General features: G+C 58.9%; 14 protein-coding genes and 3 pseudogenes. 12 read left to right on the top strand and 5 right to left on the bottom strand.

Annotated features, from left to right (window positions below):
- The first annotated feature begins 136 nt into the window (after positions 1–136).
- Positions 137–724 carry a hypothetical protein gene (locus tag GA0061099_RS34670; RefSeq protein ID WP_036030845.1) on the top strand — a complete coding sequence of 196 codons (588 nt, stop codon included), beginning with the start codon at positions 137–139 and terminating at the stop codon, positions 722–724.
- An 830-nt stretch (positions 725–1554) separates the two neighbouring features.
- Positions 1555–1863, top strand: a complete 309-nt coding sequence (locus GA0061099_RS42310; RefSeq protein WP_225114776.1) for a hypothetical protein — start codon at positions 1555–1557, stop codon at positions 1861–1863.
- A 293-nt stretch (positions 1864–2156) separates the two neighbouring features.
- On the opposite strand, the gene GA0061099_RS34655 is transcribed toward GA0061099_RS42310, so the two are convergent.
- A complete protein-coding gene (locus GA0061099_RS34655) occupies positions 2157–3791 on the bottom strand; it encodes an outer membrane beta-barrel protein (RefSeq protein ID WP_050996232.1) in 1635 nt (544 codons plus the stop codon).
- Positions 3792–4441: 650 nt separating this feature from the next.
- Here GA0061099_RS34655 and GA0061099_RS42305 point away from each other — a divergent pair.
- From GA0061099_RS42305 to GA0061099_RS42295, 7 genes and pseudogenes are all read left to right on the top strand, one after another.
- Positions 4442–5314: a prolyl oligopeptidase family protein gene (locus GA0061099_RS42305; protein WP_074448289.1), complete on the top strand. Its 873-nt coding sequence runs from the start codon at positions 4442–4444 to the stop codon at positions 5312–5314.
- 76 nt (positions 5315–5390) lie between these two features.
- On the top strand, positions 5391–6248 hold the full coding sequence (locus tag GA0061099_RS42300; protein WP_225114777.1) for a prolyl oligopeptidase family serine peptidase: 858 nt from the start codon (positions 5391–5393) through the stop codon (positions 6246–6248).
- A gap of 1311 nt (positions 6249–7559) precedes the next feature.
- Positions 7560–7673: pseudogene (locus GA0061099_RS43180) on the top strand (zincin-like metallopeptidase domain-containing protein); the annotation flags it as partial.
- Positions 7674–8864: 1191 nt separating this feature from the next.
- Positions 8865–9149: a type II toxin-antitoxin system Y4mF family antitoxin gene (locus GA0061099_RS34630; RefSeq protein ID WP_036030851.1), complete on the top strand. Its 285-nt coding sequence runs from the start codon at positions 8865–8867 to the stop codon at positions 9147–9149.
- Entirely contained in the window at positions 9149–10429 is a 1281-nt protein-coding gene (locus GA0061099_RS34625) for a type II toxin-antitoxin system HipA family toxin (protein WP_036030852.1), read from the top strand. The genes GA0061099_RS34630 and GA0061099_RS34625 overlap by 1 nt, the downstream gene beginning before the upstream one ends.
- Before the next feature lie 879 nt (positions 10430–11308).
- Positions 11309–11503: a hypothetical protein gene (locus GA0061099_RS40610; protein ID WP_124163810.1), complete on the top strand. Its 195-nt coding sequence runs from the start codon at positions 11309–11311 to the stop codon at positions 11501–11503.
- Between the two features lie 144 nt (positions 11504–11647).
- The gene (locus GA0061099_RS42295) at positions 11648–14698 is read left to right on the top strand and encodes a Ulp1 family isopeptidase (protein WP_225114775.1); all 3051 of its coding nucleotides are present in this window, start codon (positions 11648–11650) and stop codon (positions 14696–14698) included.
- A 173-nt stretch (positions 14699–14871) separates the two neighbouring features.
- On the opposite strand, the pseudogene GA0061099_RS40600 reads toward GA0061099_RS42295, so the two are convergent.
- From GA0061099_RS40600 to GA0061099_RS34590, 4 genes and pseudogenes are all read right to left on the bottom strand, one after another.
- Positions 14872–15304, bottom strand: a pseudogene (locus GA0061099_RS40600) (transposase domain-containing protein); the annotation flags it as partial.
- Positions 15305–15782: 478 nt separating this feature from the next.
- On the bottom strand, positions 15783–16202 hold the full coding sequence (locus GA0061099_RS34600) for an SET domain-containing protein (RefSeq protein WP_074448286.1): 420 nt from the start codon (positions 16200–16202) through the stop codon (positions 15783–15785).
- A 2193-nt stretch (positions 16203–18395) separates the two neighbouring features.
- Positions 18396–18701 (bottom strand): hypothetical protein, encoded by a 306-nt coding sequence (locus GA0061099_RS34595; RefSeq protein WP_036030883.1) that lies wholly within the window; start codon positions 18699–18701, stop codon positions 18396–18398.
- A 148-nt stretch (positions 18702–18849) separates the two neighbouring features.
- Positions 18850–20223 carry a hypothetical protein gene (locus tag GA0061099_RS34590; protein ID WP_050996235.1) on the bottom strand — a complete coding sequence of 458 codons (1374 nt, stop codon included), beginning with the start codon at positions 20221–20223 and terminating at the stop codon, positions 18850–18852.
- A 1463-nt stretch (positions 20224–21686) separates the two neighbouring features.
- On the opposite strand from GA0061099_RS34590, the gene GA0061099_RS34585 reads away from it, so the two are divergent.
- The 3 genes and pseudogenes from GA0061099_RS34585 to GA0061099_RS34575 all read left to right on the top strand — a co-directional run.
- Positions 21687–22310 (top strand): J domain-containing protein, encoded by a 624-nt coding sequence (locus GA0061099_RS34585; protein WP_036030886.1) that lies wholly within the window; start codon positions 21687–21689, stop codon positions 22308–22310.
- 1145 nt (positions 22311–23455) lie between these two features.
- The gene (locus GA0061099_RS34580; RefSeq protein ID WP_333919212.1) at positions 23456–24241 is read left to right on the top strand and encodes a helix-turn-helix transcriptional regulator; all 786 of its coding nucleotides are present in this window, start codon (positions 23456–23458) and stop codon (positions 24239–24241) included.
- Positions 24242–24604: 363 nt separating this feature from the next.
- Positions 24605–24871 (top strand): annotated as a pseudogene (locus tag GA0061099_RS34575) (DDE-type integrase/transposase/recombinase); the annotation flags it as partial.

The following is a 24871-nucleotide window of genomic DNA, read 5'->3' as shown; positions in this document are numbered from 1 at the left end:
AGCCAGCCTCTTTAACATTCGACCTTGGCCACTCGATGACGAAGCCAGCCATCTCTGAATTCGTTGACGAACTCAGCTCATTCCCTGGGGGAGATCTTCAAGAAGCCGTTGTTCTCACAACAGAAAGGAGAGCTTTATGGATCCGAACCCGATCGACAATGCCCGTTCCCCGGAATCGCCAACAGCGCACGTCTGGACACAGGAAGATCATGATTTGTTCAGTCAGATCATGAATGAAGCTGGCCCATCATCACCTGCCGCACCTGAGGAAGCGGTAGATGTCACATTCGCCGCTCCACAGAGATTTTTACACGGTTCGCAAATCGCCCCTGACGCGATGGTTGAGAGGCTGTTCCACCACGGTCTCTTGCCGGACTCGGACCAGCCGACGATGACCTATGAAATCCAAGGTCACCGCTACACGGCCGGTTTGGATGAGTCCAATCGCGTTCGTCTTGTTCATAACCCTGCGGAGGACCAAGTGGTTGGGGTCGGCCGGGCGGGGGTACCGGACTTCGGAGCCTTCTTCGCGGAGAAATGGCGCTACGGAATGCCGCTAGCACAGCAATGGGCCACACCTGCTCTAATGGAGAAGCTGCGCCACGACGGTTTTATGCCGACCGCAGATAACTCCACCACGATCCTACTTAACGGACGGGCCTACAAAGCCGAATTAGCCGAAGGAGGGTTCGTTAGGCTTACACGGGAGACAACCCCGCTGTGAACCGATCGCGCGTGGCTGGAGGCCTGCGATCACTTCGGTTGTCCTTAGCTGGAGAGACATTCGCCCAATAGTGGATTATTCGCGCAGCCAGTGGGTACGCATCCTCGGGCCCACTGGCAGCCCACGAGATGAACGGTCATCCTGGACGTTTCGTCCGCGTGGCGCCGGCCTGTCAGTCCCCCCTGCCATATTGCCTGGGTATTGCCTCATCTGAGGATGTTAGTTTCGCTTGATCGATGTAGCTCTGGCTATCGGCCAGTCCGGGATTGCACCATGCCGCGCAGGATCGGAAGTTTCTGGAGACGCGCGGAATGCCCATTACACGCGGCCAGCGCCGAAGCTTTAGCCGTGCGGGATGATCGTCTCGGCTGCTTTGCCTCTGAGCAATCCCAACAAGCTCTGCTATGGTGTGGTGCAGGCCGAACTGTTCGGGGCGTTGCTTCGCGAGGCGACCGAGAATTGCATGCGCGGTCAGACGGAGCTCGGCCGCAAGCCAGCGCTCGATGTCGGCTGGGTCCGCGCAAGTTGGGTAGCGAAACCGCTGACCTGGAGGGGTTACTCGGAAACAGCGAAGGCCCTGCCTAGATAGCCTCGGCGGACGCGCGAGGTATTCTCAAGGAGCTGGCAGCAAAGGTCGCGTAGCCGCAACCACTGCCGCAAGTGGCTTCGCGCAGCGGTGGGATCGCGTAAGCGTATTTGTCGGTCGGGAGTCCGGTCAATTGGCACTACCAGATCTGGGCGGTTTGCAAGCAGTATCGCCGTAGGATCACGGCAATGAGCGCATGCACATAGGTGTGCGCAATCTGCTTCGAAACGCGGAAAAGAACGCCATGGCGAACATCAATCTCAATTCCAAATCTCTTGCAGGTGCACGCGCCGGACAGCGGGCCATCACCGCCCTAAAAGTCATTGTATGGAGAGCGCTGGCCCCGAGACGCCGAGGTTTCCAGATGACACGCGGAATGAAGCCGATGGCGCGGATGGTCGCAGCAACAAGGCGCGCGCTCGCCATGTACGATCTCGACCGGTGCTGCGCAATCTGGTGGCTCTATAGTCTCCATTTCGGATTCACCGGCGACGTGATGTTGGGGCTCGCTGCGGTCTCGGTTGCCCACGAGAGATCCCGCTGCGGAATTTAGAAATCGTGCATCGAGCGCATCCCAGCCCGGTCGCAATGGCGCGCACAATCGGCTTTGAAGCGAGTTCGTCCGGACCAAGAAATCGAGCTGTTATTAGTGGACGAGCTTTGGTTCGGGGGCAGAGTTGCGCCCGCCTCATCAAAGGCGGGTGATATGCAATCGTAGCAACCCGGCGAACAGCGTGATCGCGACATGCCAATCCTCGGCGGCAATTGCGCGCCGAGGACTGGTCATCAGCAAACTTCAGAACGGCATCTAAGAATCTGAAGTCGGGAGCCTCGTTAGTGAGGTCCTTAATTGAGCTTATAAGAGGCCTGAAAGCACGTACCCCACCGTTCCATGCTGTACTTCGCAAGAATGCGCGGGTCACCGACGCAGCCGCTGCTGCTGCACAAAGAGTCGCTGTCCTTTTTGGTCCACATGGCCCAATAGCGGCCACCGACCCCGACGCTGATGTTCTGGGTGAGGAAGTAGGACAACACGCCCGCAATCTGGACTCCGCCACCACCATTGCCGCGTTGTTCGTCAAAGGTGGTCTTGGGACGCAAGAGATGATAGTCGCGGCCTTTGAAATCGGTCCAGGGCAGGTAAGCGACATCAGCATTGAGGCGCCAGCGCTCGGTCAGCATAGTTTCGGCGCTCAGGCCGATTCGAGGCGCATTCCATTGAGTATCCTCCACACCGACGATCCTAGTGTCGCCCGGCTTCAGACATGCTTCATCCTGAGGCGCGACCCGAACGCAACCAATGGTATCTGAGCTCTGGCTGTAATAGGCCCAGCCCATAAATGCACCGACCTTGTAGTTCGCGCTGCGCAGGAAATCGTAACCGGCGTCCGCCGTGTAATATGCGAACCTTCCGTTTGACTGACCTGAAAGAGTATTTTGGTACGGGTATCCTTCCTGCTGGACCAGCCAATCTTCGTCGTTCATCTTCCCCTTGTTGAAGCTTCCGATCCCAAGGTTGCCCTTCAGGAACACTCCCCAGGGACTGTCGACCCGGCCGAATACCTCCCCCGAAAGCCCGTTCAGTCCGTGATAAGTGAGCCGCGATACGAGTATGCTGGGGTCTAGGGCATCGTTATTATTAAGTGCGCTGTGATCCCATTGGAATCGTCCCCGGCTCAGCCAGAGCCGCGAGCCGCCTTCGAACGACCAACCAGGCGCGTCGGGAATGGATGGTACGCTGCCCGCTGATTTCGCATACGGCGCATCGGACCTTGGTGCGGCCTCTGGGTCCACACCAAAGTGGTAGTTCAGACCAACTCTTCCGATGTGATAGTTGCTGGATAGGCTGGTTGTGTTCGCCGGCAGAATCGCAGGCGGAGATAACTGCACTGTCGAAGCGGTGGCGACACTTGGTCCGCCGAAATGCAGATAGTCATACTCGACATTCACCGACCATGCCGGCGTAAGGGCTCGCTCGAGACCGAGCGCGATCACGCCGCCAACTCGGCCATAATCGAAATGGGTTTTCTCCTGTGGCTGGTTTTCCGGTTCCACGTTGTTGACGACGTCGCCCCGATTGTTTTGCCAGGCTACGCCTGCCTTGAGATAGGCAAGCGTTTGCCCGAGCGGACCGAAGGCGTAGCCGATGCGGCCGGTCCCGGTCGCAAAGAGGTTGGGACCTGCGTTGCAGTTTGCGCTTACAATCAAGTGGGAGGCGGCTAGGCAGGTGTTTGAGCCGTTGGCGGCAGCTGCGCTGGCATCCAGTTCGAGGCCGAACACCCAACTGTTGTTCTGCCAATTGTAGCCGATCTGGCCACCTGCGACGAACGATGGAATATCGACGCTGCCGCCATAGATCGACGGGCCAAAGGGATTGCTAAAGGAGGTTCGGCCGTACCCGCCGCCGGCGTGACCGCCAATGTAGCCTCCAGACCAGTTCCACACCGCCGGTGGCAGTACTTGTCGCTCGAGGTTCGCCATAGCTCTACCCGATGTGACGAGCGCCATCGTCGTAGCACCCAAAAAGAGAACTCTTGATCGCATAATGATTGCCTGCACTTTCCCGAGACGCGGTCCCGCTCGCTAAGTATCGCCGCACGGCAAATCGTCGCAGCGGCCAGACACGTAATGACGCGCCGGGCCGCTCCGATGATCATCGCACCACGATTGGTGATGATGTCCTGAACGAAGCAAGCCGCGTGCCGGACTAATTCGTATATTTTGCAGGAGTTTCCTAAGAGTGTGTCGCGTCAACTCTCTACGTTGGTTTGAAGGCGGACAATTGAGCGTCGGTAGCACTGCATTGCGCGGCGAGGGTGGAAGGCGCGCGCATGTGCGACTTTCATGTTTTTTCGATTGCAATGTGCGCGGACCCGTTCCGCTCTGACTGAACAGCGTCATTCAAAGTGCAGTGTTCTTTTCCAGCACGAGCTGCCGTGACGGCCAGCGGCCGGTCGTTGCAAGTTTAGTTCGTGTTAGTTTTGGGAGCGTGAGTGCGCGAGAAAGCGAGCTCGTGTCCGGACCACTTTAGCGCGCCCGTTGTTTTGCGGCTTTCGTCGGCTTCGCGGCGTCCTCGAATGCTTTAGGGTGACCGGCGCGATATCCCTTCGCACAAGGTTTGCGAGGTCCACATGCTCAAGGCAATTCATGCCCAGCAGAGTTGTGAATGGCCGAACGGAAGGCGCAAGCGATCGTCGAAGATTTACGGACTGCGACGAGAGCAAGGTGGCCGCCGCGCAAACATGCCGCCCTTACTAAGAACCGACTGTCCCAGCCAAAGCCCCCGATGGGAGACCATCCTCGACGTGGATGCTCTCGCTGACACGGACAAGAAGAACTGGGTTCTTAAAAGGGTGGGCTGCCTCCCGCCCGAGGAGCGCCTATGCTTGCTCAACCTGTCCGAGGGCGGAAAGGACGCTGTGTTCGTCCGGGAGTTCGACGCAGTCGCCAAAACCTTCGTCACGAACGGCTTCGCACTCCCCGAGGGAAAACAGCAGGTCACTTGGGTAAATAGCGACACGGTCCTGATTACACGAGATTGGGGCGAAGGGACCATGACGCAAGCCGGTTACCCTTTCGTTGTGAAGGAGCTCAAGCGCGCTCAGTCGCTCGCGGAAGCGCGCGAGGTCTTCCGTGGTGAGCCGACCGATGTCGAGGCCAAACCATTCGTGCTGCGCGACAGTGAAGGCACGATCCATGCGACCGGCGCCGTCCGCAGGATCGGTTTCTTCGAGCATGAGTATGTTCTCTTTGGGTCCAAGCCGATTAATCTCAATCTGCCAAAGAAGGCGACCATTGGGGGCATCGCGAGTGGTCGCCTGCTGATGACGCTAAACGAAGACTGGATGCCGCCGTCCGGAGATACCCCTTCTCAGCCGGCTCGATCATCTCGTATGACCTGGCCGAATGGAGGCAGGATCCGCTGCGCGCCATGCCCACCCTCGTTTTCAAGCCTGGACCTCGACAAGCGATCAGCGGATTCACCGCCACAAGAAACTTGTTAATCCTAACGATTCTCGACAATGTTCAGAGTAGGGCGTTCGTCTACAAGTACAATCAGGCGCCTGGCAGGCCAGGCCGATCCCGCTTCCAGAGAATGCGAGTGTCGGGCTAGCTGCGACATCGCATGAAACGGACGAGGCGATGTTCACCGTCTCCAGCTTTCTTAGCCCGACGATGCTCTGGTACTTCGACGCCGCAACCGAACGCCTTGAGACCCTGAAGACGACCCCTCCTAGGTTCGACGCCTCGAGACTTGTCGTCGAACAGTTCGAGGCAATCTCGCGCGATGGCACCCGCATTCCTTACTTTCTGGTACGACCCAAGAGCGCAAGATTTGACGGATCAACTCCAACGCTTCTCTCTGGCTATGGTGGGTTTCAGATTCCACTCATCCCCTATTACGCGGGTCCTACCGGACGACTCTGGCTCGAGCAGGGGAACGCGTATGTCGTCGCGAACCTGCGCGGCGGCGGTGAGTTCGGGCCCCAATGGCACCAGACTGCTCAAGGAGCAACGAAGCAGCGGACATGGGATGATTTTATCGCCGTCGCGGAGGACTTCATCCGGCGCAAAATCACTTCTCCCCGCCGGCTGGGCGTGGTCGGCGGTAGCCAAGGAGGCCTCCTGGTAGGCACCGCAATCACCCAACGACCCGACCTCTTCAATGCGGCCATCTTACAGGTGCCGCTGTTCGATATGGTTCGGTTCACCAAGCTGGGCGCCGGAGCCTCCTGGATCAGCGAGTATGGCGATCCCAGCTCTCCCGAACAGCGCAAGTGGCTCGACGCCTACTCGCCCTATCAGAGGTTGGTGCCAGGCAAGACCTACCCGGGCCCCTTCATTCTCACGTCCACCAAGGACGACCGCGCATCCAGCGCATGGCCGCAAGGCAGCGGCGAGGCTCGCTGCGTTGGGCCAACCGTACTTCTACTATGAGAATACCGACGGGGGCATAGCGCCGCCGCCAACCTAATTGAACAGGCACGCCAGATCGCTTTGGAATATACGTATGCATCCCGGCGGCTTGTCGATGAGTGATGTCGAGGACGAAGATCTACTTCAATGATGAGGCTTGGCGGACGACGTTATCGGCAGCGGCGTCAGACCCGTCTTTGCTCATTCTCGGCGGGACGATCTCCCTGAGGGATGAATCCGGGCGATCAGCTACGCCCTCAGTCTCGCGTATCAGTCTGGGTAGGTCACTCAAGGCCGATTTCTCCTTGATACCCACCAGGCATTTCGTGTGAACAGCCCTCAGGGCAAAGCCGCTGCGTCAGCCTCTCGATCCCGTGGCTAACTTCGTTGGCAGTGCGGATGCGGATAGGGATAGCGCCTTTCTCATCAAGTCCCCTCGATAGGCGCCGGCGCATCCGCGCTGCGTTCCATCTATTGCTGACCGGCCTATATTGCTCAGTCGTGCGATGCTGTATTTCTCTCGCACCCTAGAGCCTACAATTTAAGTGCACAATCATCATCTGGCTCGCTTATCGTCGATCCGCAGTCGGTTGGAGGCTTACTGGAATTCCACCAATGCACTCCGACAATCGATCGATACGCGGAGTGCGACGAACATGGCAGTACAATATGCACGGCAGAGGGATGGGGGCGCAAAGCACCGAATTCGCAATTTGACGTCACAGAGACCTGCCCCCAACGGGGCGGAGTATCTAGATGGTGTGGTCCGCAACCGACAATGTCTCACTGATCAGCAGCCTGAACCGTCCGGGTGTCCTGACGTCGTGATGGCTGACAGCACGAAAGCATGTCTGAGTGGTTGCAGAAGTTTCCGTGGCGGATTGAGCGGGTGTTGATAGCCCACACACTATTGACCGACTGCGCAAAGTCCTGTCAGGTTGCGGTAAGCTATCACAGATACAGAGCCCTTGGGGTTAACGGGATGTGACAGGGACAGCGTTATCGCTCCAGATCGATCAGCGCCGAGTCACTTTTCCGCTAGTCTCAACGGCAGTGCGGATGTGGTAGGGACTAGTTGGCCTGGTTTCAGCCCCCGAGCCGGTTAGCACCGAGCCGCGCCCGCACTGTTTTACATCTTGCCCCGGGACCAATCCCGCTAGCTATCTCCGACAAGCTTCGCAGGTACTCTGGCGAAGGTCGGTACACCACCCGAAAAGGTGAGGGCCACGTACTTCCATTCCTGCCGCAGCGCGCGCAAGAGTGGCCTTGTATACTGCATGCCGCCACGAGAGCCGCCTGAACCGCGAGTTCGGCCGCTAGCGCTTCGGCGTTGAAGGCTATGCCATGGGAGAGTTGGTCGCGGAGCTTGGCGCGGGCTTCCTGTCTGCCGATCTCGGCCTAACACCGGAGGTGAGGGAGGATCACGCCTCCTATATCGGCTCTTGAATCAAGGTGCTGAAGAACGGACGCGCGATCTTCACGATCTCGTCCAATGCCCAACGGACGGCGGACTTCCTTCATAGGATTCAGGCCAAAAAATTCCGTCGCGACCTGAGCCGCGGCGGCAATCATCGATCTGGACCTCGTCATTTTAGCTCCAAATAGCTTAGGTCTCCAATGGACTCTGGACGAAGTTGTTGACTGGGCGTCCTCCGACTTACAGCGGGGCGGATTTTTCGCACCGGTTTCAGATAGATAAATCGCTGCGGCTGCAAGCATTTTGATTGAGGATGCATGGGTTTGAAGCCGAGGCCCGGTCTCAATCGCGGCGACCGTATCGACCCTGTGAGGTCAACGGCCCTGCTCACTCCTTGCATACCACGATGTCCGTAGATGCTGCGCGAGCGCTCGTCCCCCCCCCCCGACCATGGGTTGCGAGTCCGGCTTGTGTGCGAAAGGCTCGAGGCCGAGCCTGATAACCAAGTCCTTTCCAGCCGACATAGACCGCAAGACGTGCAGCAACCACGAACTGCCGGGCGGCAACACAAGCCAGACCGTGAAAGCAATTAGTAAGCCGCCATTGAGGGCGAGAAATACGGCTCGTTCACTCATGAGGATCAGCGGACAAAACTTGCGATCCGAGTAACGCTGCTCGTCGATGACCCAGATCCTTCAAAATAGCCGGGGTCAGATTAAGGGCCGTCCGCAATGGTCGAAATCCATGCGTTTGGAAATGCTGCGCAATGATTGATAGTCCGCGTGTCGTATGCCGAAAGGCAGCCGGCGCCTTGCATCCCACGAGCAATTTGGGATCCGAGGCGCGCCTTGGCATGGGTGCAGCCACGCATCGAGCGGCGAGGGGGCAGCATGGCTCGCAACGTCGAGCGGCGAGAAGGAAATGCTCATGCGGATTGATCCCACGCACATGAGCGCGCGCGGCTCATGGCACGTGAGGAGGCGCCACTGGGTGTCACATCCGAGCAAGGCGACACCGAACAGGCGAGGAACTTGCCGCAGCGGAGCGGGGATTGCTGAGCCGGTACCAGGGTCTACTTTATGTCTCTGAAAACGTTAGTACTTCCGTTGACCGAGAATGTCGACCTGACATTTCGGAATGTCGGCGAGCGGCTACATTTATAATTGTCAGCGAGCGGCGACTTATGCTAATGTAAGCGAGCGCTAACATTTGGGATTGGAATGCTTATCCGTACACCTGGCGACCTCGGCGCCGTCATTCGCGACAGACGCAAACGCCTCAAGCTAGACCAGGCGACACTGGCCAAGCGGATCGGCGTCAGCCGTCAATGGGTGATTGAGGTCGAGCATGGTCATCCCCGCGCAGAGCTGGCTCTTGTCCTTCGTGCTCTCGACGTTCTCGGCATCCCGGTGGACGTCAACAGTGGAGGGCCCACCAGCCGCGGGTCTACCTCCGCAGTTGATATCAACGCCATCGTCACCAAAGCCAAGGAAGGCAAGACATAATGGCCGAGCTCATTGCACTCTTGGATGGCACCGAAGTCGGTCGCGTCCGCAGTGAGGCGCGCGGCCGGCTGACCTTCGTCTATGACAATGCATGGCGCAACGCGGAGCGGGCCTATCCCCTGTCGCTTTCGATGCCGCTTGCCGCCGAGGAGCACGGTCCAGCCACCGTTCAGTCCTTCTTGTGGGGGCTGCTGCCTGACAACGAGCAGGTGCTCGAGCGCTGGGCCAAGAAATTTCAGGTATCGGCGCGCAACGTGTTTGCCCTCATCTCTAACGTCGGTGAGGATTGCGCCGGGGCCATCCAGTTCGTCACGCCTGATCGATTGGGGTCTCTGAAAACAGGCAAAGATGACAAGATCGAATGGCTGGATAAGTCGGAAATAGCAAATCGGCTTCGAGTCTTGCGCGAGGATCACGCTGCCTGGCGTCTGCCCAGCGACACGGGTCAATTCAGTCTTGCAGGCGCCCAGCCGAAAACCGCGCTTGTCCTCAAAGACAACAAATGGGGCATTCCGTCCGGGCGCATACCAACCACCCACATTTTGAAACCACCGACGGGCCATTTCGATGGTCACGCCGAGAATGAGCATATCTGCCTGCAGCTCGCACGCGAACTCGGGCTGCCAGCCGCTGAAACCAAGGTGATGCGCTTCGAACAGGAAATAGCGATCGTGGTTGAACGCTACGATCGGCAGGTCAGCGGGAACGACATTATCCGCGTTCATCAGGAAGATATCTGTCAGGCCATGGGCATCCCGCCGACCAAGAAATACCAGAACGAGGGCGGACCAACGCCTGCCGATGTGGTCGAGCTCTTGCGGACCTACTCGACAGACCGCGAGGCCGACCTTGAGACGTTCGTCAGCGCTTTGGTCTTCAACTGGCTCATTGGGGGCTCTGATGCTCACGCCAAGAACTATTCATTGCTTCTGGCCAGCGGCGCTCTCGTGCGTCTCGCTCCCCTTTACGACATCGCCAGCATTCTTCCTTACGACCACGTCGATCAGCGCAAGATCAAACTCGCCATGAAAGTCGGGGGTGAATACAAGCTCGATCAAATTGGCTTGCGTCAGTGGCAAAAATTTGCACGCGAGACGCGTGTTGATGCGGACGTACTCATCGCTACGCTGAACTCCATGGCCGGGCAGATCCCTGACCTGGTGGCGGACATTCGCACGCGAGCGCAAAAGGAGGGATTGGAGAACGCTGTCATCGAGCGATTGGCAACGGCTTTGAGTACGCGAGCCAAGGATTGCGAACACGTTCTGAAGGGGATCTAGGATACGGATCATCCATCAATTGAAGGGAGTCGAACGCAAAGCTGCCGGTCTAGATTCATGATCTCGCGTTGAGTATTGCCGATGGGGGCTGGAGCGCTTGGGTAATTCGCTAGGGGGGACGCGTGTGGTATGTTTCAGCAGAGTTTTCCCATCTGACGCGGGGTCGCAGGTCCAGCTACCAGCGCCGACACTTCTGAAGAGAGCGAGCTTACGCGGACACACGAAATCGCTGTCCTCTTGCGCGACGATGCTGACTTGCGCCAGCGCACTCTGCCAGAGTCGCTAAGACATCTACGCTGAATCATTTGTTGATCCCGCCCTCGGCGTCCTCCGGCTGCTGCGATCTTTGCGTCGCTCAGCAGGCGATCGCTCGTCACCGCGCTCACCTTCAAAACCGACCGACCGCTCATCGGCAGAAAGCTTCAATCTGCCGTGCCGTTCAAGTGCCGGGCGCAAGAACGGCTCGCGACGAGCCGCTTACTGCAGAGCCGGTCAGAGGCGTCCCATACCACGATCAGTGCAGCGCGAATGGAAACCCCATAGGTCCGGCTCGGCCGCCGCGGCAGGGCCGATCCGATGCTCGTCCACTGACAGTGGTCGGATCGCGTGCTTACGATGTCATACCGTGACGGCGCAAAGCTCGTCCAGGAGTCGTCCCTTCTCACGCCGACCGCCCGGCCGATGACGCACGGCCAGGGCTGATGTGATCTCGCGCTTTTCGCGCATGCTGATCGTCCCTGCCGTAGCCGCTACGGAACTGATTCGGCAGCTCCGCCCAAGGCACGACTGGGAAGTTGTCCGGTAACATTTTTAGTGAGGCAATGCGCCCCTCGGCGACACGAGGATTACCGTCTCCTTGGGTAGCCGATGAGAGAGCGAATGAACGAGGAACGAATCGCGGAAGGCTCGTCGTGGAGTTGCGAGACCGATCTGGATCAACTGTGGCTTGGCACCCATGCGTGCACCTGCGGCCCGGTATGGTCGTTTTGCAACCAGAGCAATGACGAGTCGTCGGCTCACATGCCGCCGGAAGGGTTCATCGGCGGCGAGGACGGCGGGTCCTTAAACCCATGAAACCCGCGACGATTGAGAGCCGCGGGGCAGTTTCGCTTTGCAGATGTGGCGATGCATTGCTTCACGAGCGACGGCCTCGTCAGCTTCTGGAAAGCCTATCCATAATAGGATCAGCTCAATTGATTTCTTGGACGTGAGGCTATCGTGGACCCGTACAATTTCGATCCACCCAATCCAACAGCTTGGTCCCCGGTGCAGCACGCCGTCTTGGAAGAGGACCAGGGGGGCCATGCCGGGCAAGAGGGCTTTGAGCAGCACTTGGCCGAGGCGCGCTCACCCGATCCGGGTCCTGTCTCCCGTGGCGGCCGCAACTACCATCCCCATCTCTCTGCAGAACATCGGGACACTATCGACAAGGCGATTGCCGAATATGCAGCTCAGAAAAACCCACAACGGAACACGGTTAAGCGCTATACTCAGGCGCTTCGCCGACTTGGAAATGATCTTGGCGCTCATCGCATTACGATTGATCTGAGGGACCACCAGTCCCTGGTCCGTCATGTCAAGACTTACTTCCCGAACGACGAAGACATGAAGAAAGGGTTGGGTGTCCTTCGTGCGTATCATGATCCGAGCTATGTAGCTTCTGGCGGGCGGCCGCGCACGATCCCTTCAGCGGAAGACGCGCCCCTCTCAGAGCGGCTTAATGCCAGTGGCATGACGTCGGGCAGTGCTGCTCGTCATGATCGTAGTCTTCGCAGATTTTCTAACGCGCTTAATCTTGCGGGCTACTCGATATCCGGGTTAGACCACGCGGCGCGCATTGAATTCGCTCAGAAGTTGTTCCCGAACGACGAGCTTCTGTTGTTTGCATTAGGCAAGGTTCGCGATGCCGAGAACGTTCCCGGCGCGCGTGCATCTCGGAAGCCCAGCGGTCGTGCTGTCCCGTCGCCCGCGTTGCATCTTTATCCCGATGACGCCCGCATCATTGATGGCCTGGAAAAGGCAGAGCTGAGCATGCTCAAACCCGAGGAGAAGAGCCGGAAAAAGGTTGTTCAAAATCTGGCCCGCAACCAACGAAGATTGGGTGCTTGGCTCCAAAGGGAGGGGCGGGGGAGCATAGTGAGCCGACTCACCGGCACCAGTGAGCAGCAAAAGTCGTTGAACGACGATCACACCGACTTTAAAAAATCCAATCGAAACGCGGACACGGGCTTCGATCGGCTTAGGAGCTACCTATTGCTCGTCGAGGCGAACGCTGCGCTGGGCGTCTGCCCTGAACAGGCGGGTGGGGAGCCGCGGCGTGGCGAGTCGAACTCAACGTGGTCGCCGCACCTGCCGTACGATTTTGAGTGGCCGACGCCGGAAGCGGTGCCAGATGGGTCGTCGGCGATCTACCGAGGTCTCGACTCCTTCGTTGATCTGCCGTACACCTCGCAGGAGGTGAGAGACGATGCTCAGTCAACGCCGGTGGGTAGGGCTGCCGCCAGACCGCCGCTCTTCAACGGACCATCGGACGCGCCAGCTCAGTCGCCCGACATTTTCCGCGGTCTTCAGTCTTTCGTTGATTTGCCGTACACGCCGCAACAGATGCGAGACGATGCTCAGTCGGCGCCGGTGAGTGGGGCTGCCGCCAAACCGCCGCTCTTCACCGGACCGCCGGACGCGCCAGCTCAGTCGTCAGACATCTACCGCGGTCTCAACTCTTTCGTTGATCTGCCGTACACACCGCAGCAGATGCGAGACGATGCTCAGCCAGCGCCGGTGGGTGGGGCTGCCGCCAGACCGCCGCTCTTCACCGGACCGTCGGACGCGCCAGCTCAGTCGTCAGACATCTACCGCGGTCTCAACTCTTTCGTTGATCTGCCGTACACACCGCAGCAGATGCGAGACGATGCTCAGTCAGCGCCGGTGGGTTGGGCTGCCGCCAAACCGCCGGTCTTCACCGAACCATCAGACGTGGCAACTCAGTCGTCACAGATCTACCACGGTCTCAACTCTTTCGTTGATCTGCCGTACACACCACAGCAGATGCGAGACGATGCTCAGTCGGCGCCGGTGGGTGGGGCTGCCGCTAGACTGGTGCTCTTCACCGAACCATCAGACGCGCCAACTCAGTCGTCACACATCTACCGCGATCTCAACCCTTTCGTTGATCTGCCGTACACGCCGCAGCAGATGCGAGACGATGCTCAGTCCGCGCCGGTGGGTGGGGCTGCCGCCAGACCGCCACTCTTCACCGAACCATCAGACACGCCAGCTCAGTCGTCAGACATCTATCGCGGTCTCAACTCTTTCGTTGATCTGCCGTACACACCGCAGCAGATGCGTGACGATGCTCAGTCAGCGCCGGTGCTCAGCCCTGCCGGTAAACCCGCGTTCTTCGTCGGGCGATCGGGCGTACTTCAGGAGCTTGAGGACATCGGATACCGAGTCGACGAGGATTGGCAGGATGGCTCCCAGCCGGTGCCGGATTTCTTAATCGATGTCCTGGATAATATCAGGGTCCTGCCGACCCAGTTCAGCGGCCCAACCCAGCTCTCCATGAACGGTGAGACCTACTCGATCACATTGGAGCCGCGAGGACGCCGCGTTGCGCAATTCATCCATCATCCTCGCCCGTCCCCTGTCCCGGGTGCTCAGATCGGCCCCTCGGCTACTGTTGCCTCTTCCGGCCACCGCAGCGGTCCCGTGCTGGGGCCCACGCAGTGGCTGGGTGACGAGCATATCCAGCGGGACTATGAGCTCCTGGCGCAGGAGTTGCAGCAGAACAATCCGGATCTCGCCGCTCGGACGCGGTTCGTGGATCCCCTGATAGCCCAAATGTTGCGATCCCCCTCCAAGGAGGTAGCCGAACGAGCATTAGGGTGGGTTCGCCCTGGTACAGCTGACTTCCTGTTCCTGCCGGTAAGCGATGCCAGCGATACGGATAGACATCAGCGCGGCAGTCACTGGTCGCTGCTGCTGGTTGATCGCCGCGATCGTGGCCGGCGGGTCGCCTATCACTATGACTCTACCCAGGGATACAATGACAGGCTCGCAGCGGAACTCGCAGGACGGCTCGACGCTAACCTGCAACAGGCCCCGATAAGACAGCAGCAGAACAGTTATGACTGCGGCGTCTTTGTCCTGGACGGCACCAGGGAACTGGTAAGGCGATTGGCAGCAAGACGGCCGGACCTGAACCTCAACAATCTTGTCATCAGTCGGCAGGAACTGCGGGACCGACTAGGCGCTGGTGTCGGCTTCAACTGAATAGGGCCACGACCGAGTGAAATGCTGTTCTCGCCGATCGAAGATCCGCAATCGGTGTGTTCGCAGAGCATTATAGTGTCTCACGTGAGGAGCTGAGTACGCATACGACGAAGACCGCCTGATTGACGCATGCCCGCGGGCACAGCGAGCTCTATGATCGGTCGGGGGAAAGGTCAGCGGCCTGCTGACCCGGCGGGCTTATCGGCCTGGCGCAGGAGCTTCCATTTCCAGGGCAGCAGTTCGTGCAGGCGCGACGCGGGAAGATCGGCGATCCGGGCCAGGACCTCGGCGAGCCAGGCCTTGGGATCAACGTCGTTGAGGCGACAGGTCGGTATCATCGTCAGCATGATGGCGGCACGGTCGGCGCCACGCTGGCTACCAGCGAAGGTCTAGTTGCGCCTTCCCAAGACAATGCCTGTCAATGCGCGCTCAGCGCATTGGTCAAGCAGATCTTGCCATCGTCGAGGAAACGGGCGAAGTCGAAGTCGCCCCGCGCCTGAGCATGTAGTTCCTAGGCTTCAGGACGTCGGAGGAGCGCGAGAGGGCTTCGCGCTCGCGCAACAACCAGACGTGCATGTCCTCGAGAAGCGGCTTGCTTTTCCTCTGCGCTGCGCGCGGACGTAAATCGAGGGGCAAAGATCGAGCCGCAAGCGGTCTCATCAAGTGCGTTTGTGAACAGCACATCTGCGACTCTGACGTTGCACAATCAGCGCATGCTAAGATACCTATCAGGCTCAGCTCCTGCGCCTTCTCAGCAACGACTGGGAACTGATCGAGCGTCGTCAGATTCTGAAGTAAGTGCGAGATCAGGCACATCTGCGGAGATCTTGCCTTAGGGTAGGCTCTACAGATGTTGTGAACTCCACGTCGCGCTTATACGTCATCGAAAGCACGTTCCGGGCCGCGGGCCACCGCACTCTGCGCGCCGGGGATGTCGAACACGGCTGCGCTCGCAATAATCTTCAGGCTCGAGGAGGCAGCCGCAAAGCTGGGTCGGTCGATGGCCGCAATTAGTTGGCGAAACTCTTCCCGTAAATTTCGCCGACGAATCAGTCGTCAGACCACGAACTCAATCCACTGCCGCCTAGCCCGTTGGGGCATCAACATTCACCGATGGTTCTTTAGCCCACGATAAGTCACACGTCGGATCGAAAAACAAGTAATTGCAAGTCAGTTCTTCACCAGGTTGTACGTCACGCACGGTTAAAATTCGGCAATGATCGTCCTGATATGTATTTGGCTGACTGCTGTGGTTCCTGAAGCGGGCATTGTCAGCATTGTACTCTATAACACCATCATTAGCCTTGTAGTCTCTTGGATAGGCATGCTTATCAAGTAGAGCTCGAAATGTTGGAGCTAGAGCTTCGTACTGCTTAGGCGTTACCGCGATGTCAACGATTGGGTTGTGAATCCAAATCAGCGAACCTTTGGGCAAAAGGGCAGCGGAGAAAAGTCCAATACCGCCAAACTGGTCTGGCTTTAAAACAGTTTCGATAATCAACATTGAAGAAGTCTCCCTAACACCCAGCAAGCTAACTGACCTGAGCCCCGAAATCTCCTGCGCAAATCGGTAGGGTCGTCTAATCGCGCCTCCGTCCCAAATTGGATTTTTTCGCATTCGTTGCCGCAGCGGCTGGCGGATCGCCTTTCGCGGTACCGCCATTTTGGCGGCGGTGGAAGCGGTGCAAGTCAGTGGGATTGCAAAGATCTGCGTCAATCAAAGATCCGCGTGACCAAGGCGGCGAGTTCATGTCGCGCGATCGTGACCTGTAAGCCTACGAGTGCGGCGACACGCTTGCTTTATCGCCGTCCGGCAAGCCGCGGACATCGGCTTCATCGAGGCCCTCAAGAGCTGCTTTCGCGCCGAGCGTCCATGGCCACTGGTTCCTGCCCCTTGCGCATGCCCAGGACAGAAGTGGAGACATGGGCACATCGTTAGCGAACGGCCACCCCGTGGGCGATCGGCTGTCGAACGCTGATTTCGCCGCACAACCACGTCGGCGTAACCAGCCTGCCATCATAATCACGCGACAAAGCTCTAGCCTTGGGGTGGTCTAAAGCGCGGTCTCGCTGAAATCGCGACATGTGACTGCTGCTGTAAGAAAGTTCGATGGCAGGTCAGGTGCAGGATAATTTCGCGGGCGTATGCACCGTATCGGTCACCTGTGAGCGACCTAGAGCTGGTGGTGCGCTCGTAGACTCCTGGTCATCGCCCGTGCCGCTTCCGCTGCGAGGCCGTCCTGTGAGGACGCCGGATCTGCACTAAGCGTTTGGCCGTAAGGGATTTGACGCGATCGGCGCGACGCGCGGCGAGGCTGGAGTCTAGGGTGCAGCATCCCGGTTTGGTGCTTAGCGGTAACGGACAGTAGGCTCCGCAAAACGGCTGATCCTGCAGGTGAGCAACGACAGGCTTTTGCGCTTTGTCCGAAGCCGCAGCCGGTCGCAGCCGATTGTCTCAAGCTCATCGGCAAACTCGCCAGGCCCGGCTGCACGCGGCGCATGAACGAATTGCGATGTTCTCCGCGTCGAGACCCCAGAGCGGACCTGAAGCCAGAGTAGATCGTTTCCCTAAATCGAAGGGCCACCTCTAGCCTTATGGCCACGAGGTAATCGAGCCATAACCAGGGCTGCATTGCTCGCTCGGGCCGTTCCTTTGAGAGCAGCTTCTCGGCCAAGCCGTGATCGCGCCGGGTTCCAAAGAGAGACGACACTCGTGCCAGAAAGTACTCCCCCGCGCTCTATTCCTCAGCCCGGACACTGAAACAGGCAACAAACGCACGGCACAGCCTGCGCACGATTGGTCCAGGCATCTTTCAATGTGGCGTTCGTCGATCCGCCGCTAGGGGCATGCAGACGCCTCGTGAACTTGATCGCCTCGCGCGAGTCGCGCCGGCCAGATGCTTCCGGGAGCCGCGGTGTGCCCGCCTGGTGCTACTTTCGGCCAGGCAGGCTTGCACGATCAGCTCAGGTAGAACATTGTCGCGGCGATCCTCAGTTGAAGCCGGCAGGAAGTGCGAAACGCCTCAACGTTCGCGCCGGCGAGCCTTGCCCTATGATTTGTCCCGGCATCAAAGTACGCGCGAGATGTGCGGTCGTTCACACAAGATGGTCGCGATATGGCTTAGATGGGGCAGCAGCCTCGGGGTCGGAGTTCCTGGTGTTGACATTCAGCAGCGAAAGCTGGTCGCGGACAGATACAGCTTTGGTGCTTGGCAACCATGCTGCAGCGATCGTCTTTGCGGCTCGTTCGCTATTTTGAGGGTCCTCAAACACTAATCTTGCCGATTTGATCAGCCGGACAGAGGTCGCTGCGGCTTGCTCAGCTTCATCCTGCGCTGAAGCTCCTTGAGGAGAGGTCATCTCAGGTCGTCGTCTTCGACGGGCAGAGCAGTGCCGACGGCAGTCCGCGCTGAACCGAAACCTTATCCCGGAGGACGCGGTTCTCATCAAAGCGTCCAAAACCGGAGTAGCGACAGATAATTCACGGTCTATGCACTGCTCTTAAGGTTTCAGCGACTGTCTACGCCGAAAAATGGGAAGGGCATTGCTGACCGGCTTTCCGCGGGGACGTTGAATGCACATGTCAGGAGTATAACCACGGCAGTAGCTTCGGGGTAGCACTGTGTGAGCTGCGGAACACGTCGGCTGGGCTAAGCGATGAAGATCGCGCACGGTATTCCGGACCATTGCTGACCCCTCAGATATGTACTGAAAGGCTCGAGGCGAATCGACGAGGTGCTGGGCAGCGCCTCGTCGGCCAGACGAGCTTTCTGCGGAACGCCACGGCCAGGATGTGCATCTGGAACTGATGGACGACCACACCCATCTGCAGCCAGCTAAGCTCAGCCGACGCGTGTTCGATGCGGGCTCGAGGATGCTTCCCTGTCTCGGGGCCGAGGCCCCAATCAATGGCAATGCTGTAAAACGCAACGGCGATAACACCGTAGGTGTTCTTCGCAGCTTTGGCGTTCGGAAGATCAAAGAAGATCGCTGTGCGGCTCAACGAGGAGCCGCACAGCGATGATGCGCGCAAGTTAATCGGGCGGGGGAGCGCTCACCCGGACCCCCCGGAACCGCGCCAAGCTCGCTGGCGCAAGCTATGCTACATTAATAAGTCCAATACCGGAGCTATGTGGTCGGGTTCCTAATTCTTAGCGCGGGGATTGTCTCTCGGCATCTCCATTGCTTGGGTGATGGATGAGCCGCACGTCATTTGGGCCTCCCGGCCCCAAGAGGGCGGTGTAACGCTCGCCGAGAATATCGTAGTTTATTGCCGGGTGCGCATCGTTCGGCAACTGGCCCCAGCGGCGAAGCATCGAGAGCATCGTGTCCGGGGCTGGTTGGTCGCCGTGCGAAAAATTCTTGGGAACGGCGAATGATGCAGCATAAATCTCGCGGGGCGCGGGGGACGTCCCCTCAGCCCTGGAGGAGGACGCCGGAGCGGCTTGCTCCATCGACCGTCCAAGCCGCGATGATGAGGCTCGGTTCGCTGGTTGCGCGCTGGGCTGCGGAGCGTTTTCCAGCCGAAATCCCAGAGGAATGGCAGCGCCTTGCGGAAGAGGGGTGCTTCGCCTCATCGTTGCCGCGGGCACGAACAGCGCCGTGTAGCGGTCATTGTGAACGATAAAACTGTTGGGTCGGCTGTCCTGGCTCGGCGCGACGTTGCTACGGTCAAGCGCAGCGGACGCGTGCTGGTGGCCCTGCCGGAAATTGAAGGGAATAACGGCCGGTTCTGAATCCAGCCCTTGGTGATGACCCTCGGTTGGCTGGACGGAAGACGATGGGCCGGCGTTTCCCACCATCGCCCACAGCAGATCCTGATCGTAGCCTTCCGCGGGAAGGACGAGCCGATCGCTGGCCTGAAACGGTGCGCCGGCGTCTTCCATCGGCTCGCGAACGACTGAACTGCCGGGCTCGCTCACCTGGCGTCCGATAGCATCCCCTTCTGTATGGCTTAGTGTTCTCTGCCTCTTCGCAGGCCTCAACTCCCCGGTGTAATCCTCACCCATGAGGACCTCGTGACTTGAAGAGGGAGCGCTCCCGGTCAGCTCGTTCCGAGCCGGTTGGTAGCCGTCGCTCCAGTTGAACTGAACGGCTTTTCCGCGGTCCGGTCCCTGGTGATCGCGCGCGGTTGGGAGAGACGATGTTAGGTTGGGTTCGCCCATCATCCCTCGCAGCGGGTCCTGATCGTGACCTTCCGCAGGCAGCTCTTTCGGCCAAGTCCAAGCTTCCCGCGGCGCGCTGTGCTCGGCAGCGGTGTCCCCGAGGTGTCTGGTGACTGCGTCTTCGGGATGAGGACCGTGGGCCGCCTGGTGCCCAAGATCCAAAGCCTCGATGAGGCTACGCTCTTCCTCAGACAGAGGAAAATAGTAGGGATCTGAAGAAGCGGGGATCTCTGCAACGGCAGGGGCATCAAGCTGCGGCACTTCATCCAAGTACGGCTCAAACTCCGCTTGCTGCTGTTGCGGTTGTGACACTGCGGCGTGGTCACGGTCGAATGGGTTGATGCTGCTAAATGGGTCCATGTCAACTCCCCGGGGGTTGGGTCGGTTCGCAATGCCGAGCCGACAGTGTCGCACTCTCCCGATCTATTCGGATCAGCTGTCGACAAGCTGACGCGCTTAGAGACTTACGGATTGCGATCTCAGATCAATCATTTCGCGCTCTTGAACGCGACTCGTGACAGAACCGAGCAGGCGGCATGGCTTTGCCCGTTCGGGACGAGCACAATGGCGTCGGCACTCTGACGCCGCGACCATCTCGGCAACTGAATTGGGTCTCTTCAGTCAACCCGCACGTTTCGAGGCCATCTCGATCAGCTTGCACCAACAATCTTACGGCTTGTGCCGACAACGCTTCCTTGGCTCGCAGGCTTGTGTGCCGCGCCGCGGCGGATGCTCTCGATTGGATTGCAGTTCTCAGCTGGCTCTGGTGCTCGGCAGCAAAGTCAAAGAAAGCCAATGGGCTGTACATTGGCGATCCTTGTCCGGCAATCACGTCACGCGCATGTTTGGCGCGGCTTTCGGCGAAGGTATCAAGTGCATGCTCCGCGACCGCCCGGCTTGGCGCCATTGAGATCCTGCTTGGCCTTCTTGCCACTCCAAACCAGTTCGGGATGTCTTTGAGCAAGTTGACGGCCTTTTGCTGCGGGCGCTCGTATTCGCCCTGCGATTGGTCATTCAGGCCCGAAATCATCGAAGGCGAAAGGTTCGGTGCATCCCCTCCAGCAGGCCGAGAGCGCCTCCTGGATCGCCCGTCGACATAGCGCGCAGCTAAGGGGCGGGCAGCAGGGGATCGAGGCTTCCTAGTTCGCCGCGCTCGGACTGGCAAAATCACCGAGGTGAAGCCGATCCAACTGGCGAGCCGCTCGCGCGCCGGTCCTCACCTTGGGCCTGGCAATCTCGATTGCGCCAATACCCGTTTCGATGTTGCGCGTCGGCCCACGGCCGTGCCGCACGGCCGGGCGCGACCATCCGCGGCGGCTTCAGCTCGCCGGCGTCTCCGAAACGCGGCAATTGGGTCTGGACGGCCCGGACGAACAGATCGCGCGCTATGTTGCGGACAATTTGTAGCAGTGCATGATCAACCACAGGCGGCTGACCGAAGGGCAGGATGTTGATCGTCTCCTTCGGGCCTCATCGGGTCCTTGAAGAAGTTCTCGCAGGTTCGCCATCCACCTGGATACGCTGCCTCTCTGAGCGCGTTATCACCCAGATTCCTGCGCAGCTCCCGCTTTCTTCGTATTCACCTGGTCCCGTTCAAGACCTCTATGTGCAGAACCCGACAGCAAATTGCAATTGAGTCGATCTGAAATCGCAGAAGAGATGCTTGCCTGAACCAAGCTCGGCCGTCCTGGCACGTCGATTGCTAAGAAGTGCCTGCTACATCGTGCCACTGACGCAAAGGCCGAGACCAACTTGCAATCCAAACGCAATTCTCTAGCAGACAAGCGGCGCTGTTAACTGCCGCTCCGCTAACGGAGCCAGTCATGCTGATCGACACCTCCAAAATCTTCGACTCCATTCGCATCAACAAGAAGGAAGCGCGGGAGCGCCAGACCTCGGCGCTATGTGAATGGCCTGGTTGCCAGAACAAGGCGACCCATCCCGCGCCCAAGGGCCGCGACAATGCGCGCGAATATTGGCACTTCTGCATCGACCATGTTCGCGAATACAATGAGTCCTACAATTTCTTCACGGGAATGGACGCGGAAGCGGTCGCGCGCTACCAGAACGACGCGCTGACCGGCCATCGTCCGACCTGGAAGATGGGCGAGAACATCAGCGCCCGCAAAATGGCCGGCAGCGCGGCCGATTTAGAGGACGACTGGCATGCCTTCTGCACGCAATTCGAGCTGAACGGACGCGCCGGTACCCGCCCCCGCGCGGAGACCAAGCCTGAGGCGCGCAAGATTTTAAATGCCGAGCGGAAAGCGTTGCAGGTGATGGGCCTGAATGCCAATGCGACGCTCGGCGATATCAAGGCGAAGTACAAGGCGATGGTCAAGCAGCACCATCCCGATGTCAATGGCGGCGACCGATCTACGGAGGATCGCCTGGTCGAGATCATCAAGGCCTACCATTACCTCAAGACCGTGGTGCGCGAGAGCTAGGGCGGACACGACTTGAACGGCTTCACCCCACCGGCCGCTACTAGCACTTCATCGTGTGAAAGCTGCATCCGAGCTGGGGTGTAATCCGCTTCAGACCCCCACGCCTAGGCTGAGAGGTGCAGCATCTCCGCCACGTTAGCCGGAGTCTTTATCAACAGCGCGCTCCGGATCAATCCACGACGAGCCTTCCGTGATTCTTTCCTCTTTCATTTGCTCGCTCCTCGGCGTTGCAAAGAGGGGGCAAGTCCTCGCGACGCCGAAGGGGGCGGTTCGCAAAGGCGCGCCACAGCGAAACGCTGAAGGCGCCGGTCCTCGGCTGCTCAAAGACCCCGCAACACTAAACTGCTGCTGCGCTGCTCGATTTCAAGGATGGAAAGGCCCGTACTGTATTTGGCTTGCGCGTTAGGACCGCACGGGCAGCGCCCATCCCGTTCCGCGTCATGCAGGTGAGGCAACCGCAATCATTCTCATGATCTATATCAATTCGATGTCGCGTCTGACGACGTTGTCGCATGTTTGACGTATGTCGCATCCGCTCGAAACAACTCAGATGAGACGGTCTTTCTCTTAGTGCCTCTCTCTTAAGGGGCGATTTTGCCAAACCGGAAAGTGGTACGAGAATTGCTGTGCCCATCATGCTGGTTCTTGGAAGTCCTGAGGATCGCATGCACGGTGTCGTCCTTGTCAAGCAGCTGGTTGTCAATGTCCGCGAGTGGCGGCCCAACATGCGCAAGCGCCCGAGAGGGGCTGCACCGGTCCGTGACCTGAGGCGTGTCGAGCTGCGCGAAGAGTTCCGTGCCGAGCGCACTTCTTTACGTCGCCGCTTGAGACGTTGGTATGTTCTTACGAGAAGTGCTGACCTTGTCCGCCGCAACCGTTGCATCATTTGCCAGCCATTCTTTCGAGAGTCTGGATACGCACGTGACGATTCGGCAGCTCGGATAGCAACCCGACCGGTCGGCAACGAACCAACTCAGCTCCGCGTTGGCTCACCTGCGGGGGCGCGCGCCGGTTTTCTCCACCTATCTGATCGGTGCGCGCTGGGACCCGGGCAAACATTTCGGGCTCGGCGCTTTCCTTCCCGCGCGGGCGTCCAGCTGCAACAAGCAGAGCCAACATCTGTACAAGTAAAATGGGAAATAGAAATGGATGACCAATCGCACGGCCAAATGCCACTCTCTTCAAGCCGACGGGAAAGCCGCGGGCCAGACCTATTCAGCTTCGTCGAATGCGCTACACAGACAAGATCAATCAAAGCGCTGTTCGAGCTTCTTGTGAGTTTCGCGAGCAATGAAGGCTTTAATAAAGTCGCGTACGCAGCACTCACCTGCTCGAATGAGCGTCGTCTGCTGGACTATCTGCCGCCCCCGCCAACGATAAACTTCCCGTCTGATTGGTGCCAACGCTATGCTGAGCAAGAGTATCGAGCGATCGACCCGGTAGTCCGTCGGACAGCAATGCTGCCAAGGCCCTTTCTTTGGGATGACCTAACCAATAAATATAAACTGCAGCCCCGTGAGCTGCGCGTCTTGCACGAGGCCAGAGAAGCAGGTCTTAAGCATGGCATAAGCGTGCCATTGTTTGGATCGCAAGGCCGATTGGCTTTCGTATCGTTTGCATCTCCCTTCGATGATGCCGATCCACAGCATCGCATGGCTCATCTGGCGACATTGGCGTCGGCGTTTCACAACGCTGTCGCACAGATTACACCGCTCGTTGATGAAGGTTGCGAGCCAGACATTCCGCTAACCGAGCGAGAAACAGAGTGCCTATACTGGGTTGCAGAAGGAAAGTCAGCCTGGGTAATCGGGCGACTTGTGGAGGTCAGCCCGAATACCGTCAACTTTCACATGAAGAACGTCGTCAGAAAGCTAGGGGCGGCGAACCGGACAAATGCTGTACACAAAGCAACCCGACGCCGCCTCATTTAACTCCGCGCCCGTTTAAAGGCACGATCAAAGGCCCCGTCTTCGGGCGGGCTCTTCTGTTATTGCCGCGGATCGGGACAACCGATCTCAAGTGGCTTCAACGATGTACTTCAACGGAAGCGGCTCAAAACAGATAGCTGGGCACGCAAGCGCATCAGGCGCGCGTATGCGGTATCCCTCAACAGCGCCCGGTGTGGACTTCGGGCGTCGTCGTTGCATGCAAGTCTCTCGTTGCGCCAGACTCTCAATCCGCCTCTCAAGCGATCTAGTGTTGCTAAACAGGCGGCTCAACGAGACGGCGGAAGACGCCGAATCATCTTCATTCTCCCCAGCAACCGTCCCGAGGCGATCGAGGCCGCGCCAGCGGTGCGCCGCCGTGGCGGCCGCAAGCGGGCGATCGGGACCCGGGCGCTGATGACGGTGCCGATGGCACCGAACGACCGCTGGTCACTGGACTTCGTCTCCGATCAGGTCACGGATGGCCGCCGCTTCCGCATCTTGACCGTGGTCGATGACTGTACCCGCGAGTGCTTGGCGCTGGTGGCCGATACCTCGCTCTCCGGGGCCCGGGTGGCGCGGGAGTTGGATCGGCTGGTCATGGAGCGCGGCAAGCCAAAGATGGTGGTCAGCGAC

It is taken from the genome of Bradyrhizobium yuanmingense (genome assembly GCF_900094575.1).
Lineage (GTDB): Bacteria > Pseudomonadota > Alphaproteobacteria > Rhizobiales > Xanthobacteraceae > Bradyrhizobium > Bradyrhizobium yuanmingense.
This window is presented reverse-complemented; position numbering and strand designations above follow the sequence as displayed.

What these genes read in the sequence shown, in the direction of transcription:
- GA0061099_RS34630 (WP_036030851.1), top strand. Translation starts at nt 8,865, where the DNA reads ATGCTTATCCGTACACCTGGCGACCTCGGCGCCGTCATTCGCGACAGA.
- GA0061099_RS34590 (WP_050996235.1), bottom strand. Translation starts at nt 20,223, where the DNA reads ATGGACCCATTTAGCAGCATCAACCCATTCGACCGTGACCACGCCGCA.
- GA0061099_RS34625 (WP_036030852.1), top strand. Translation starts at nt 9,149, where the DNA reads ATGGCCGAGCTCATTGCACTCTTGGATGGCACCGAAGTCGGTCGCGTC.
- GA0061099_RS42305 (WP_074448289.1), top strand. Translation starts at nt 4,442, where the DNA reads ATGCTCAAGGCAATTCATGCCCAGCAGAGTTGTGAATGGCCGAACGGA.
- GA0061099_RS34585 (WP_036030886.1), top strand. Translation starts at nt 21,687, where the DNA reads ATGCTGATCGACACCTCCAAAATCTTCGACTCCATTCGCATCAACAAG.
- GA0061099_RS34655 (WP_050996232.1), bottom strand. Translation starts at nt 3,791, where the DNA reads ATGGCGAACCTCGAGCGACAAGTACTGCCACCGGCGGTGTGGAACTGG.
- GA0061099_RS34670 (WP_036030845.1), top strand. Translation starts at nt 137, where the DNA reads ATGGATCCGAACCCGATCGACAATGCCCGTTCCCCGGAATCGCCAACA.
- GA0061099_RS42310 (WP_225114776.1), top strand. Translation starts at nt 1,555, where the DNA reads ATGGCGAACATCAATCTCAATTCCAAATCTCTTGCAGGTGCACGCGCC.
- GA0061099_RS34600 (WP_074448286.1), bottom strand. Translation starts at nt 16,202, where the DNA reads ATGTTGATTATCGAAACTGTTTTAAAGCCAGACCAGTTTGGCGGTATT.
- GA0061099_RS34580 (WP_333919212.1), top strand. Translation starts at nt 23,456, where the DNA reads ATGGATGACCAATCGCACGGCCAAATGCCACTCTCTTCAAGCCGACGG.
- GA0061099_RS40610 (WP_124163810.1), top strand. Translation starts at nt 11,309, where the DNA reads ATGAACGAGGAACGAATCGCGGAAGGCTCGTCGTGGAGTTGCGAGACC.